The following is a 13,249-nucleotide window of genomic DNA, read 5'->3' as shown; positions in this document are numbered from 1 at the left end:
ACCTTTCCTAGCTTTTCAATGTGAAAGTCGTGCTGGTGCGCGGTGGCTCAGGCCTCCGCGGGACCGTCCTTCTCGCGCTTCTCCTGAAGAGCGGCCGCGAGGCGCGCCACCTGCGACAGCGGGGCCTGGAAGAGGCCGGCCGCCTTGGACAGGTTGCCCTTCATGGCGCCGGCCAGCTTGGCCAGCAGCACCTCACGCGACTCGAGGTCAGCGATCTTGTTGACGTCATCCGCCGTGATCGCCTTGCCCTCGAACACACCGCCCTTGATGACCAGGACGGGGTTGGCCTTGGCGAAGGCCCGAAGACCCTTGGCCGCCTCGACCGGGTCGCCGCTGATGAAGGCGAGCGCGGTAGGACCGGTGAACAGCGTGTCGAGGCCCTCGATGCCAGCGTCGCTGGCCGCACGCTTCGCCAGGGTGTTCTTCGACACCGCGTACTTGGTGTCGCCGCCCAGCGAACGGCGCAGCTCGGTGAGCTGCTTGACCGTGAGACCGCGGTACTCGGTCAGCACGGTGGCCGACGCGTTGCGGAAGTCGTCCGTCAGCTCCGCGACGGCACTGGCCTTGTCGGCCCGGACCGGCTTGTCCGCCATGTCCCTCCTCTCTCAGTGCTCAGCCACTGGCCGGCTTCGAAGGAGGGGCAGAATGAGAAACGCCCCGGCGCAGGGCGCACGGGGCGGAGCAGGCTCATCGCAAAAGCCCGATCACGAACCGTTCTCCCCTGCGCGGGCCGCCCGCATCGTGCGGGACCTTCGACCGCAGCGTCCGTCTCACAACAGCGCCGCAGCGACCAGCGGTCTATGGGTGGAACTTCGACAAGCAACTGTACGCGACCCTCCCCCAACCGCCAAATCCACCCGGCGCGGCCTTCTGGTCCACCACGCCTTTCACGGGTGCGCCGCCCGAGCCGCCACCTCTTCCACCATCGCCGTAGCCCGGCCGCGTCGTGTCGCGCCCACGCCGCGGCACCCGGCCGCGTCGAGTCACCGCCCACCCGGCTGTCGCCCGGCCGCGCCGTCCCACCTCGCACGCGGCGGGCGTCCGGCGACTTGTTCCCACCGCCCACACCGCCGCACCGCCCGTATCGTCCCGCTGCCCGCATCGTCCCGTCCGCCTAGCGCTGCGCCGCGCCACCGGTGCCGCCCAACCTCGTCCGGAAACGCCGACGGCTCCTGTTCCGCAAGCCGTCCCCCACCACCGGCTCCCACGCCGCCTGCTGCGCTGCCCAGTCCGGACTGCCCACCGCGCCGCCAGACCAGGCCGCCCAACACGCCGCGCAGCCGGGCCGCCGCCGCGCCGCCTACGCCACCTACCCCGGCCCGCCGTCACCCCCCGTGCCACCTTCACCGCCACACCGTCGACGCGATCAGCCTCCCAGGTCACCAACACCGTCACCCCGGGCCAGCCGTCACGTCCGAGTCGCCCATCGCCGCTCGCAGCCCGCTCGCCCGCCTGGCCGCCTGTCCGGTCGCGCCGTGCCGATGGGCAGGCCGTGACCCGCATCCTGGTGGGCAGACTGGGCATCGACGCCACCGTCGACCTGGCCGCCTCCGACGAGATCGGCGCGGCGGCGTCTTCCGCACCACACTCCCCGTCGCCCCGCCTCGCCATCGCCCCAAACCTCACCTTCGCCCGCCGCGCCCACGGCCTCTGAGCCTCGGCACCGGCGCGGCATCCGCCTGCCACCTGCCGGCCGTCCCCACCGCCGTGGCACCCGTGCCGCCGGCTGAGCCCAGACACCGCCGCGGCGACCTCCCCGTCGACTGCCACCGACCGCGCCACCATGACCCCCGTCCCGCCGGCTGAGCCCCCGGTAGTGCCGCGATGCCCGCGACCATCTGCCTATACCGCAGTGGCGCCCACCCCGCCTGCGGAGGCCCAAACTCTGCCGTGGCACCCGCCCGCCGCCCGCACGGCCGTGGCACACGCCGCGAATCGGCCACCGCCCCACCCCTGTGGAACCCGTCCCGCTAGTTAAGCCACAGCCGGGTCGGTCTTCACCGCCCGCGGCCTCCCGGGAGGGCACCGCCGTGGCGCCCTCCCGCCAAGTGCGCACCGCCCGTATCGCCGCCCGCCCGCTGTGCGGCACCCCGACGGGCATCGCTCCCGCAAGCCGGCCGACCACCGGAACTCACTCGCCAACGACGGCGACCAAGTCCGCCGCCGCAGAAAGCCGCTTCATGACCGGGCCCGCCACTACCGCCCGCGCCGGCGCCGTCCTCCAGCTAGTCGATCACCGGGAAACGCCGATTTGTCTGCCAAGATCCTTTAGCCGGTGCAGCCACCGCCTCCCCCGCCCGCCCTGGGAGGCGTCGTGGGGGCAGGGTACGCCGGGGGTGGGACGGGTTGAGTGGTTATCCACAAGGGGTTGGGGGCTGTGGAAATCAGGAGCGGGTGCGGCGCAGGTGGGCGTAACCGGTGAAGGCTGCCCCGCACCAGAGAACGACCCAAACGACGAGCACCAGGACTGTGGCGGCGGGCGGCGCGGAGGCGTCGTTGAGGGCGCGCGCAGTAGCCATCACGGGCGGGACGAGCCACGGGGCGAACGAGCCCTGCAAGCCCAGCACCACCACGAGGACGGCGGCGGTCACGAGGACGGCCACGCCGTTGCGGGGGCCTCGGGTCACGGCGCGGCTGGCGAGGGCGCCTACGGCCACGGCGGGTGGGACGGCTAGCAGGTGAGCAAGCGCGCCGAGCAGGGTGCCGCTGAGCACGGCGTCGCGGGTGTCGATGCCGCGGAAGAGCCAGGGGGCAAGCATGGCCAGAGCGCAGACGAGCAGGGCGAGCAGGGTGGCGGCGAGCATGCCGGAGAGGGCCTCGCGGCGGGCGCCGACGGCGGTGCGGGCCAGGCGGCGCTGCACGTCGGGCTCGGTGTCGAGCAGCAGTTTGGTCTGCCAGGCGAGCACGGGGAAGAGCGCGGCGGCGGAGTAGCCGTAGGCGGCCGATGCGGGTGAGGGGCCGCCGCCGTAGATGACGCCGAGCACGACGAGCACGGCGATCGCGGGAGGCAGGATGCGGCCGCCGCGGAGGAAACCGGCGAGGCGCATCCGGACGAGAGGGATCATGCGGTGCTGCTCCGGCCGTGGGCAGTCCCGTCGCGTACGGCTTGAACGGCGTGGCCTGCCGCTTTGAGCTCGGCCACGGCCCGGTCCGCGTCTGCCCGGCGGACGGCCACCTCGATGATGACCTCGTCTGAGAGGGTCGCGGGCGGGGGCGGCGTGAGGCCCGTAGCCCCGGAGACGGCAGCCCCGGAAACTGGGGCCCCTGCGATGGTGGCCTCGGCGACGGCGGCCCCAGCGATGGCAGCGTCGGCCACGGCGGCCCCCGGGACGGCGGCCTCGGTGACGGTGGCGTCGGTGACGGTCCAGGGGATGGCGTCGGGTAGGCCGGCTATCTCGCCGCGGTGGTCGCTGACCAGGACGATGCCGCCGGTGGCGGTGACCTCGGCGACGATGCCGGGGATCAGCGTGCGGGCGGCGGCGTCGAGGCCCTCCCAGGGCTCGTCGAGGATGAGCAGGCCGGGGCGGGCGATCAGGGCCTGGGCCAGGCCGACCTTCTGCGCGGTGCCCTTGGACAGGTCGGGAAGGCGCGTGCCGGTGTGGGCGGTCAGCAGCAGGCGCTCGATCCAGGCGTCGGCGTCACGCGCGGGGCGGCCGCGGACCTCGGCCATGCGGTGCAGGTAGTCGCCGGCGGTGAAGGGCTGGTCGGCGGGGAAGCGCTCGGGAACCCAGCCGACGGTCGGCGGGCGGTCGAGTACGGCGCCGCGGACGGGGCGGAGGACACCGGCGGCAAGCTGGAGGAGCGTGGACTTGCCGGCGCCGTTGCGGCCGAGCACGACGATCGTCCGGCCCGGGGCGACGTCGGCGTCGACGGCGCGCAGGGTCCAGCCGGCCCGGCGGCCGTAGCGGAACCACACCCCGTCGAAACGCATCCCGGGAAGCGTGCCACAGAAAAGCCCCCGGGGATGTCCCCGGGGGCCGTTCGAAACTGCTGTGCCGCCGATCAGGCCTCGGCGCCGGTGAAGCCCTTGACCACGTTGGGGTCGACCTGGACACCGGGGCCCATGGTGGTGGTGACGGTGACCTTCTTGAGGTACTTGCCCTTGGCGGCGGACGGCTTGGCCCGCAGCACCTCGTCGAGCACCGCCGCGTAGTTGTTCACCAGCTGCTCCTCGGAGAACGAGGCCTTGCCGATGATCAGGTGCAGGTTCGAGTGCTTGTCGACCCGGAAGGTGATCTTGCCGCCCTTGATCTCGTTGACGGCCTTGGCCACGTCCATGGTGACGGTGCCGGTCTTCGGGTTGGGCATGAGACCACGCGGGCCGAGGATGCGGGCGATCCGGCCGATCTTGGCCATCTGGTCGGGGGTCGCGATCGCCGCGTCGAAGTCCAGCCAGCCGCCCTGGATGCGGGCGACGAGCTCGTCGGTGCCGACCTCGTCGGCGCCGGCCGCGACGGCCTCCTCGGCCTTCGCGCCCTGGGCGAAGACGATGACGCGGGCGGTCTTGCCGGTGCCGTGGGGCAGGTTGACCGTGCCGCGGACCATCTGGTCGGCCTTGCGGGGGTCGACGCCCAGACGCATCGCGACCTCGACGGTCGCGTCGAACTTGGTGGGGCTGGCGTCCTTGGCGAGCTTGATCGCCTCGGCCGGCTCGTAGAGCTTGCTGGCGTCGATCGTCTCGGCGCCCTTGCGGTAGCCCTTGCTGCGCTGCATGTTCACTTACTCCTGTGGTAGATGGCGGACCTTGGGGAGGCCCTCCCACTGACTGCTGTCGTGCTGGTCAGATCTTGGCGACCTGGTTGAAGTTCAGCTCCACCGGCGTCTCACGGCCGAAAATGGAGACCAGAACCTTCAACTTCTGCTGGTCGGCATTGATTTCGCTGATCGAGGCCGGCAGCGAGGCGAACGCGCCGTCGGTCACCGTGACCGAGTCGCCCACCTCGAAGTCGAGCACCTTGACCTCGGGCTTGGCCTTCTTCTCCTCCTGCTCGACGGCAGGGGCGAGCCACTTGAGCACCTCGTCGAGCGAGAGCGGCGCGGGACGGTCGACCCGGTCGGTCGCGCCCACGAAGCCGGTCACCCCGGGGGTGTTGCGGACGCAGGAGTACGACTCGGGGGTCAGGTCCATCCGGACGAGGATGTAGCCGGGGAAGACCTTGTTGTTGACCTGGACGCGCTTGCCGCCCTTGACCTCGACCTCTTCGCGGGTCGGCACCTCGACCTGGAAGATGAAGTCCTCCATGTCGAGGCTCGTGATGCGGGTCTCGAGGTTGGTCTTGACCTTGTTCTCGTAGCCCGCGTAGGAGTGCACGACGTACCAGTCGCCGGGGGCGTAGCGCAGCTTCTGCCGCAGCTCCTGCACCGGGTCGAAGTCGTCGTCCTGCTCGGCGGCGGCCGGCGCCGGGTCGGCAGCGGCGGCCTCCTGCGGCTCAGCGGCCTCGACCGACTCGTCGGTGTCCGCCGTGGCCACCGACGACTGCTCGTCGGTCGCCTGCGCGGTCTCGTCGTCGTACTCAGGCACGCTCGCTCACTTCCAGCTAAGTCTTGTCACAGGCGGCGTCAGCCGCCGAACGCCCAGAGGATGGCCTTGCCCAGGCCCAGGTCCAGGAAGCCGACGATGGTGGTCATGACCGCCACGAACGCGATCACGATCGTCGTGTAGGTCAGCAGCTCCTTGCGGGTGGGCCAGATGACCTTACGCAGCTCGCTGACGACCTCACGGAAGAAAGCACCGATGCGGCCGAAGAGGCCGGTCCGGCGGACCTCTTTCTTGGGCCGGGCCGAACGCTCGGCGACCGCGGTGCCGCCGCGGCCCACCGGCTCGGCGTCGTCGTCGACCGCGTCCTTGTCGTTGTCGTCGGCGACGGCATCGGCGAACACCTCGTCGTCGGCCGGGTCGCCGTCACCGGGTCGGTTTCTCTCCGCCATGGCGCCCTACTTCCGTCATCGGTGGTGATGGGGTCCCCCGTCGGCGCTCGGGCCGGGCGCGGGGGTCGTGCGGACCGCGCACCGGGCGGGCACGTCTAGGAGGGTTGCGCAGGGGTGACAGGACTTGAACCTGCAGCCTGCGGTTTTGGAGACCGCTGCTCTGCCAATTGAGCTACACCCCTGTGCGAGGCCGTGTGAAACCCCGGTCTGACCTGCCGCAGGCAGGCTGCTCCGAGGGGTCACTGCCCCACGGCGCACCAGTGTACGGGTTCACACAGCGTTCGCCCAACCCGGGCTCGCCCTAGCGCTTGCGGATCGTCGCCTGAGCCAGCGAGAGCACCTTTTCGCCCTGGCAGGTGGCGGTGAGCGCGAGCTTGGTGTGTCCCTCGGCCGTGGTGTCCTTCACGACCGCGGAGACGACCACCTCGGTGCCCTCGTCGGTGTCGGGGACGGGCACGGGACGGGAGAAGCGGACGCTGTACTCGACGACCGCGTCGGGCGCGCCGGCCCACGCCGTGACGGCGCGGCCCACCAAGGCCATGGTGAACATGCCGTGCGCGATGACGCCGGGCAGGCCGACACCGGTGGCGATGCGGTCGCTCCAGTGGATCGGGTTGAAGTCGCCGGAGGCGCCCGCGTAGCGGACGAGGTCGGCGCGGGTGATGCGGAAGGTCTGCGCCTCGAGGTTCACTCCGCACCTCGCTGCACGAGCTTCGACCAGACGGTGACCACGGCTTCCCCTTCGGTGGTGGTGACCTCGGTCCGCGTGGTCAGAAAGTCGTGCCCGCCGCGGGAGGTGATGTCGTCGACCGAGTTCACGCAGACCAGGGCGTCGCCGGCGACGACCGGCCGCGCGTACGCGAACTTCTGGTCGCCGTGCACGACGCGGCTGTAGTCGAGGCCGAGCGCCGGGTCCTCGACGATCTGCCGGCTCGCCGACATGGTGATCACGACGGGGAAGGTGGGCGGGGCCACGACGTCGGCGTAGCCGAGGGCCTTGGCGGCCTCGGGGTCGTGATATTCGGCGTCGGTGGCGCCGATCGCGCGGGCGAACTCGCGGATCTTCTCGCGGCCGACCAGGTAGGGCTCGGTGGGCGGCCAGCTGCGGCCGACGAAGGACTGGTCCAGGGGCATACCTGAGAACCTACTTGGCCCCGCAACGACTCTGCGCCGCCCGGTGAGACCGGACGGCGCAGGTGTGAAGCTCGAGGGCTGAAAGTCAGCGGGTCTCGCGGTGCAGGGTGTGCTTGCCGTCGCGCGGGCAGAACTTCTTCAGCTCGATCCGGTCCGGATCGTTGCGCCGGTTCTTCCGGGTGATGTAGTTCCGCTCCTTGCACTCCGTACAAGCCAGGGTGATCTTCGGACGGACGTCGGTCGCCTTGGCCACGACGGGTTGCCTTCCTGCTAACGGGGTTTCTTAACGACGCTCCAGCGTACGCGTCCGGAGTGCCGACATGCAAAGTGGGACCCCGGGTGGGATCCCTCTCGCAAAGTAGCGGTGGCCGGACTTGAACCGGCGACACAGCGATTATGAGCCGCTTGCTCTGCCATCTGAGCTACACCGCCAGAGCCAGGCTCAAGTCCAGCGCCTGTGGCGGGAACGAACCCGGTAGAGCCCCCTTACGGAATCGAACCGTAGACCTTCTCCTTACCATGGAGACGCTCTGCCGACTGAGCTAAGGGGGCCTGCGCGCGATCTCTCGCTTGGTGCGCAGGGGAAAGCTTACACGGCCGGTAGCCGGGGGTGAAATCGACTCCCCCGATCCAGTGTTTGGCCAGGTCAGATCACTGCGCGGAGCCTGCGGACCTCGCCCGCGGGGGTCGTGGCGGGCTCGGTCTGCGCGTTGAACCAGGCCTCGAGCCGCTCGTACGGCAGAGGCCGGCTGAACAGGTAGCCCTGGCCGATCTCGCAGCCCATCTCCTCGAGCAGCTCAAGGGTGAGCTCGCTCTCGACGCCCTCGGCGACGACCGTGAGGCCGAACTCCCGCGCCAGGCTGATCACGGCGCGCACGATCGCCAGGTCGCCGGTGTCGGTCGCCATGCCCTGCACGAAGCTGTCGTCGATCTTCACCTCGTGCACCGGCCACTGGCGCAGGTAGGACAGCGAGGAGGCGCCGGTGCCGAAGTCGTCGACGCTCAGCCGTACGCCCAGGTCGCGCAGCCGGTAGAGGGTGGGCAGCACCCGCTCGATGTCGCCCAGCATGCCGGGCTCGGAGATCTCGAAGGTGACCTGGGCCGCGGCCACGCCGTAGCGCTCGAGCAGCGCCGCGACCTGGTCGGGGAAGCGGGAGTCGAGCAGCGTGCGGACCGACAGGTTGACCGCGATCGAGAGCGGACGGTCCTGGTCGGACCACTCCCGGCAGCGGCGCAGCCCCTCGGTGAGCACCACCTCGGTGAGGCGGGACAGCTGGCCGGTGTGCTCGGCGACCGCGATGAAGTCCTCGGGGGCGACCTCGCCCTGCGCCGGGTGCTGCCAGCGGGCCAGGCACTCCACGCCGACGAGGTGCCGGTCGGTGAGCGTGACCTTGGGCTGGAAGTAGACGTCGAGGGCGCCGCTGTCGAGGGCCGTACGCAGGTCGGCCGCAATGCCGAGGCGGCGGACGGCGCGCGACTCCAGGGCCGGGTGGAACAGCTGCACCCCGTACGGGAGGACCTTGGCGGCGTTGGCGGCGAGCTCGGCCCGCTGGATGAGCGTCTCGGGGTCGGTGCCGTGGTCGGGGTAGACCGACACACCGACGGCCGTGTCCACGTCGAGGGTGAGGGTGCCCACGGTCAGCGGGCCGCGCAGCTGCTCGCGCATCTCGGTCGCCAGCTGGACGGTGGCCTCCGTGCTCTCGGCGCGCAGCGTGACCACGAACTCGTCACCGCCGATGCGGCCCACCAGCGCGCCCGGGCCGGCGATCGCGCGCAGCCGCTCGGCCACCTCGGCGAGCAGCTTGTCGCCCGCGGCGTGGCCCATCGACTCGTTGACGTCGCGCTGGCCGTCGACGTCGAACAGCAGCACCGCGACGACCTCGTCCTCGGCACGCACCTTGACCGACTCCGCGAGCGCGTCGGTGAGCCGCCGCCGGTTGGGCAGCGCGGTGAGGCGGTCGTGGTAGGCGTCGTAGCGCAGCCGGTCGACCAGACGCGAGTTCTCGACCGCGACGGCGACGTGCGCGGCGATGGTCTCGAGCACCTGCACGTCGGCCGGGCGGAAGGTGCGCGTGTCACCCAGGCGGTTGACCACCTCGAGGGTGCCGATCGCGGTCTGCCCGGAGCGCAGGGGCACGACGATGACGTCCTTGACCTTGTTGTCGCGCAGCGCCCGGCGCATCTCCTCGGGGCCGTCGAACTGCGGCCCGGTGACGACCGTGGCGCACTCGGCCACGGCACGCTCGCGGATCGGCGCCGGCGTGGGCGAGAGGTCGAGCAGGCCCTTGTTCTCGACGCGGGCGGTGAGCAGCATCTCGGGGTGCCGGCCCTGCGGGGAGAGCCAGAGCGTCGCGTACTCCGCGCGCATCAGGTGCTGGACCCGGCCGAGCAGCACGTCGGGCAGCCCCGCGTCGGCGCTCTGATCGCGGACGGCCTTGGTGAGCTCGTAGACGTCGGCGAGCGTGCGGTGCTGGCGGAAGAACTCGGCGAACGAGCGCAGCATGAGGATCAGCGCGGCGACCAGGACCGCGAGCAGCGCGGCCGACCACTTCGTGGCCTCGAGCGCGACCAGGAAGATCAGGCCGATCACGATGTTGGTGCACGACATGATCCAGCCGGGCAGCGAGCCGCGCAGCAGGTCCTGACCCGCGCGACCGCCCTGCACGACGGCCATGACCGCGGCGAGGCTGAGAACCTCGACCAGCACGCTGGCCGCCACCGCGGTGAACAGGATCGCCCAGGTGCCGGGGCCGGCGCCGCGGATCTCCGGCAGCGCGGTGACGACCAGGAGCGCCGTGGCGACCGCGGCGGCCGACTTGGCCACGTTGAACCACAGCTTGCTCGGGATGATCTCGGTGCGCGGGGTGAGCTGGACGAGCAGCCCGGCCAGGGCCATGACCACGAGGACCATCGTCGGCGGCAGGTAGTACAGCGCCAGGAGGATGGGGACCTCGGTGATGTAGACGCTGAACGTGGTGCGCCGGACGACGACGTTGATCACGCCGATGTGGGCGATGACCATGCCCGCGAGCGCGACCAGGCCGCCGAGCCAGTCGTGATACCAGTCCGGGTCACGGGTCCAGAAGACGACCGTGCAGATGACCGCGAAGAGCGCCAGCGGGTTGGTGATCAGCCACGCGTACCGCGCGGAACGCCGTCCAGTCCGCGGACGCCCAGCCATTGCGCTCCCTCGTCCATCGACGCTGTCCCGTGATGCCGGGTGGATGCGCGCCGGGCCTTTTAGTCCCAGTTCCAGACCTGTGTGGTGACGTTGGTCGCCTCGGCGTTTCCGCCGTCGGCCACGCCGGTCGAGATGCCGACGCCACCGAAGATCACGGAAAGCGCGAAAACCAAGCCGGCGACGCGACCCAGCTTCCTAGCGAACATGTCTGCTCCTGCGATGTGCTAACGCGTTTCGGCGGGGGGTCACATGATGGTGCCACACGGCATGTGCGACAGGCAGCGTCCATGGGCGGGTCGAAACCGCACATTCCGAAATCCTGACCGAACGGTTGAGCCGCCGCCCCACCGGTTACGCGCAGAATGGGCGACTTTACGCCCGAAATAACCGGACAATGGCGCGGAAAGCAGGCGGGTGCCGTCAGGCAATCTTGACGTCAGGCGAGCCTGACGCCATGCTCTGCGGCCGTGACTGCTTCACCGGACGACCTCGAGCGGGAGCACACCCTGTCGACGGCGACGACCCGCTACGACGAACTGCGGATGCGCGACGCCATGGCCGCGGTCGCGGGCGAACGCGGCGTGCCGCTGACCCGCGAGGAGGCGCTCGAGATGCTGGCGCTGAGCGAGGTGGTGATCCGCAAGGCGGGCTACGGCCGCCAGTCGATGGTGCGGGTGGCCCGTGACGCCGGCGCCTCGTGGACGCAGATCGGCGCGGCGCTGGGCAACACGAAGCAGGCGGCCTGGGAGGCGCACACCCGCTGGGCGGAGGAGCAGGCCCGCTCCTGAGCGCCCCGCGCGGGCCTACTTGTCGGTCACGGGGCGGCGGCGGCCGTGCGGGCGGAAACGAATCAGGGCCACCCCCGCCATCACGACGGCCAGCGCGGTGATCGTGATGGTCACCGCGGGGCTGTCGATCGCCGTGCCGATCACCACCAGCCCCAGCGCCGTACCGAAGAGGAAGTGGTAGAAGCCGGCGTCGCGCACCGACCCGAACGCACGGGCGGTCGTGGCCGGAGCCCGGCCGGTCAGCAGGATGACCAGCCCGAACACCGCCAGCGCCCCGCCGGCCACGCCGCCGGCCACCATCGTCCACGCACTGGTGCTCATGGCCCCAGTCTGGGGCCACGAGCGGCTCGGGTCAGCGGTAATTGGTGAACTGGAGCGCGACGCCGAAGTCCTCCTGCTTGAGCAGGGCGATCACGGCCTGCAGGTCGTCGCGCTTCTTGCCGGTGACCCGCAGCTGGTCGCCCTGGATCTGCGCCTGCACGCCCTTGGGGCCCTCGTCGCGGATCTTCTTGCTGATCGCCTTGGCCTTGTCGGTCTCGATGCCCTCGATGACCTTGCAGTCGATCTTGTAGGTCTTGCCGGACTGGCGCGGCTCCCCCGCCTCGAGGGACTTCAGCGAGATGTTGCGCTTGACCAGCTTCTCCTTGAAGACGTCCAGCGCGGCGCTCGCGCGCTCCTCGGTCTCGGAGGTGATGGTGACCCCGGACTCGCCGGACTTCGCGATCGTCGTGCCCGTGCCCCGGAAGTCGAACCGGGTGCCGAGCTCCTTCTCCGCCTGGTGGAAAGCGTTGTCCACCTCCTGCTGGTCGACCTTGCTCACGATGTCGAAGGACGGGCTGGCTGCCATGGTGTTCAGCTCCTGCATGCTGGCTGTCGTTGATGCCACCGGGCCCGGCGACGAGCCTGGCGACATGCCGACCGTACCCGGTTGCGAATCCGGTCCGCGGTACGGCTAAGCTGTTCTCCGCTGCCACGGGAAACCGTGGTGGTGTGCCCAGGCGGGTTGCCCGAGCGGCCAATGGGAGCGGACTGTAAATCCGTCGCGAAAGCTACGAAGGTTCGAATCCTTCACCCGCCACCAGGCGCACCGAAAGGCCCTTTCCACGATGTGGGGAGGGCCTTTCGCGTTTCAGCGAACTCACAGCGCGCTGAGGATGAAACAGCAGGTGAGCGGCGTTCCATGGATGCGTGGCCGTGACCGGCCACGGGATCCAAGGAGTTGAAGTTGCACAGCCATCACAACGGCCTCAAGACGGCCGCTCTGCTGGGTCTGCTGACGGCCATCATCCTGGCCGCGGGTTACTGGCTCGGGGGCAGTGGCGGCCTCGTGTTCGCGGTTCTCCTGTCGCTGGCGATGAACGCCGGCTCCTACTTCTTCTCGGACAAGCTGGCGCTGCGGGCGATGCGCGCGCAGCCGGTCAGCGAGGCGGAGTTCCCGGCGCTTTTCGCGATGGTGCGCGAGCTGTCGTCGGCCGCGCGCCAGCCGATGCCCCGGCTCTACGTGTCGCCGTCGGCCCAGCCCAACGCGTTCGCGACCGGGCGCAACCCGCAGCACGCCGCGGTCGCCGTGACCGTGGGCATCACCCGGCTGCTCAGCCCGCGTGAGCTGCGCGCCGTGATCGGGCACGAGCTGTCGCACGTCTACAACCGCGACATCCTCATCTCGAGCGTGGCGGCGGCGCTGGCCGGCATCATCACGAGCCTCGCGCAGCTGGCGATCTTCCTGCCGCTGGGCGGCGGCTCGGACGACGACGACAGCCCCAACCCGGCCGCCCTGCTGCTGATGCTGATCCTCGGCCCGCTGGCCGCCACCATCATCCAGCTGGCGATCAGCCGCAACCGCGAGTTCCAGGCGGACGCCGACGGCGCGACGCTGACCGGCGACCCGCTGGCGCTCGCGAGCGCGCTCGAGAAGATCCAGTACGGGGCTCAGCGGCTGCCGCTGCCGGCCGACAACAGGCTCACCAGCGCCGCCCACCTGATGATCGCCAACCCGTTCCGGGGCGGCGGCATGTCGGCGCTGTTCTCCACGCACCCGCCGATGGAGCAGCGCATCGCCCGGCTGCGCGAGCAGGCCGGCGCCATCCAGTACGCCCGCTGACCCAGCACCCACCCATCAGGGCCGTCCCCGTCCGGGGGCGGCCCTCGCTTGTGTTCCCCCACACCGGCGGGCACGGCGGCCAGGCCGTCGGCGTTAGGGTCGGAAAGCGTATGGGTC

16 protein-coding genes and 4 tRNA genes are annotated in these 13,249 nt (G+C 70.7%); 4 read left to right on the top strand and 16 right to left on the bottom strand.

Features of this window, described 5'->3' with window-relative positions; all coding sequences use genetic code 11:
* Window positions 1–47 precede the first annotated feature (47 nt).
* Window positions 48–593 carry a 50S ribosomal protein L10 gene (gene rplJ, locus ACSNN8_RS16775; RefSeq protein WP_436650135.1) on the bottom strand — a complete coding sequence of 182 codons (546 nt, stop codon included), beginning with the start codon at window positions 591–593 and terminating at the stop codon, window positions 48–50.
* Between the two features lie 899 nt (window positions 594–1,492).
* Between rplJ and ACSNN8_RS16770 the strand changes: the two genes are divergently transcribed.
* On the top strand, window positions 1,493–1,654 hold the full coding sequence (locus ACSNN8_RS16770; protein ID WP_436650134.1) for a hypothetical protein: 162 nt from the start codon (window positions 1,493–1,495) through the stop codon (window positions 1,652–1,654).
* A 730-nt stretch (window positions 1,655–2,384) separates the two neighbouring features.
* On the opposite strand, the gene ACSNN8_RS16765 is transcribed toward ACSNN8_RS16770, so the two are convergent.
* The 13 genes from ACSNN8_RS16765 to ACSNN8_RS16705 form a co-directional block, all read right to left on the bottom strand.
* Window positions 2,385–3,065, bottom strand: coding sequence for a hypothetical protein (locus ACSNN8_RS16765; RefSeq protein WP_436650133.1), 681 nt, complete (start codon window positions 3,063–3,065; stop codon window positions 2,385–2,387).
* Window positions 3,062–3,931 (bottom strand): ATP-binding cassette domain-containing protein, encoded by an 870-nt coding sequence (locus ACSNN8_RS16760; RefSeq protein ID WP_436650132.1) that lies wholly within the window; start codon window positions 3,929–3,931, stop codon window positions 3,062–3,064. The genes ACSNN8_RS16765 and ACSNN8_RS16760 overlap by 4 nt, the downstream gene beginning before the upstream one ends.
* A gap of 71 nt (window positions 3,932–4,002) precedes the next feature.
* Window positions 4,003–4,713 carry a 50S ribosomal protein L1 gene (gene rplA / locus ACSNN8_RS16755; RefSeq protein ID WP_436650131.1) on the bottom strand — a complete coding sequence of 237 codons (711 nt, stop codon included), beginning with the start codon at window positions 4,711–4,713 and terminating at the stop codon, window positions 4,003–4,005.
* Window positions 4,714–4,780: 67 nt separating this feature from the next.
* The gene (nusG, locus tag ACSNN8_RS16750; RefSeq protein WP_436650130.1) at window positions 4,781–5,521 is read right to left on the bottom strand and encodes a transcription termination/antitermination protein NusG; all 741 of its coding nucleotides are present in this window, start codon (window positions 5,519–5,521) and stop codon (window positions 4,781–4,783) included.
* Window positions 5,522–5,559: 38 nt separating this feature from the next.
* Entirely contained in the window at window positions 5,560–5,928 is a 369-nt protein-coding gene (gene secE / locus ACSNN8_RS16745; protein ID WP_436650129.1) for a preprotein translocase subunit SecE, read from the bottom strand.
* 109 nt (window positions 5,929–6,037) lie between these two features.
* Window positions 6,038–6,110: transfer RNA gene (locus ACSNN8_RS16740), tRNA-Trp, on the bottom strand.
* A gap of 119 nt (window positions 6,111–6,229) precedes the next feature.
* Window positions 6,230–6,619 (bottom strand): MaoC/PaaZ C-terminal domain-containing protein, encoded by a 390-nt coding sequence (locus ACSNN8_RS16735; protein WP_436650128.1) that lies wholly within the window; start codon window positions 6,617–6,619, stop codon window positions 6,230–6,232.
* Complete coding sequence (locus ACSNN8_RS16730) at window positions 6,616–7,062, bottom strand: FAS1-like dehydratase domain-containing protein (protein ID WP_436650127.1); 447 nt, start codon at window positions 7,060–7,062, stop codon at window positions 6,616–6,618. Before ACSNN8_RS16730 ends, ACSNN8_RS16735 begins: the two co-directional genes overlap by 4 nt.
* A gap of 85 nt (window positions 7,063–7,147) precedes the next feature.
* Window positions 7,148–7,315 carry a 50S ribosomal protein L33 gene (gene rpmG / locus ACSNN8_RS16725; protein ID WP_067495822.1) on the bottom strand — a complete coding sequence of 56 codons (168 nt, stop codon included), beginning with the start codon at window positions 7,313–7,315 and terminating at the stop codon, window positions 7,148–7,150.
* 106 nt (window positions 7,316–7,421) lie between these two features.
* Window positions 7,422–7,494: transfer RNA gene (locus tag ACSNN8_RS16720), tRNA-Met, on the bottom strand.
* Between the two features lie 47 nt (window positions 7,495–7,541).
* Window positions 7,542–7,614: transfer RNA gene (locus ACSNN8_RS16715), tRNA-Thr, on the bottom strand.
* A 94-nt stretch (window positions 7,615–7,708) separates the two neighbouring features.
* Window positions 7,709–10,243, bottom strand: a complete 2,535-nt coding sequence (locus ACSNN8_RS16710; RefSeq protein ID WP_436650126.1) for a putative bifunctional diguanylate cyclase/phosphodiesterase — start codon at window positions 10,241–10,243, stop codon at window positions 7,709–7,711.
* Between the two features lie 59 nt (window positions 10,244–10,302).
* On the bottom strand, window positions 10,303–10,449 hold the full coding sequence (locus tag ACSNN8_RS16705; protein ID WP_436650125.1) for a hypothetical protein: 147 nt from the start codon (window positions 10,447–10,449) through the stop codon (window positions 10,303–10,305).
* Window positions 10,450–10,710: 261 nt separating this feature from the next.
* Between ACSNN8_RS16705 and ACSNN8_RS16700 the strand changes: the two genes are divergently transcribed.
* Entirely contained in the window at window positions 10,711–11,031 is a 321-nt protein-coding gene (locus ACSNN8_RS16700) for a hypothetical protein (protein ID WP_436650124.1), read from the top strand.
* 15 nt (window positions 11,032–11,046) lie between these two features.
* Here the strand turns inward: ACSNN8_RS16700 and ACSNN8_RS16695 are convergent, their stop codons facing one another.
* On the bottom strand, window positions 11,047–11,352 hold the full coding sequence (locus ACSNN8_RS16695) for a hypothetical protein (RefSeq protein WP_436650123.1): 306 nt from the start codon (window positions 11,350–11,352) through the stop codon (window positions 11,047–11,049).
* Between the two features lie 31 nt (window positions 11,353–11,383).
* On the bottom strand, window positions 11,384–11,878 hold the full coding sequence (locus tag ACSNN8_RS16690; RefSeq protein ID WP_436650741.1) for a YajQ family cyclic di-GMP-binding protein: 495 nt from the start codon (window positions 11,876–11,878) through the stop codon (window positions 11,384–11,386).
* 150 nt (window positions 11,879–12,028) lie between these two features.
* On the opposite strand from ACSNN8_RS16690, the gene ACSNN8_RS16685 reads away from it, so the two are divergent.
* Window positions 12,029–12,112 (top strand) — tRNA-Tyr (locus ACSNN8_RS16685).
* A 144-nt stretch (window positions 12,113–12,256) separates the two neighbouring features.
* Complete coding sequence (gene htpX, locus ACSNN8_RS16680; RefSeq protein ID WP_436650121.1) at window positions 12,257–13,132, top strand: zinc metalloprotease HtpX; 876 nt, start codon at window positions 12,257–12,259, stop codon at window positions 13,130–13,132.
* Window positions 13,133–13,249 lie beyond the last annotated feature (117 nt).

This window comes from Actinoplanes sp. URMC 104 (assembly GCF_051386375.1).
Taxonomy (GTDB): domain Bacteria; phylum Actinomycetota; class Actinomycetes; order Mycobacteriales; family Micromonosporaceae; genus Actinoplanes.
The sequence above is the reverse complement of the archived record's forward strand: the minus strand, read 5'-3'. Positions and strand labels throughout refer to the sequence as shown.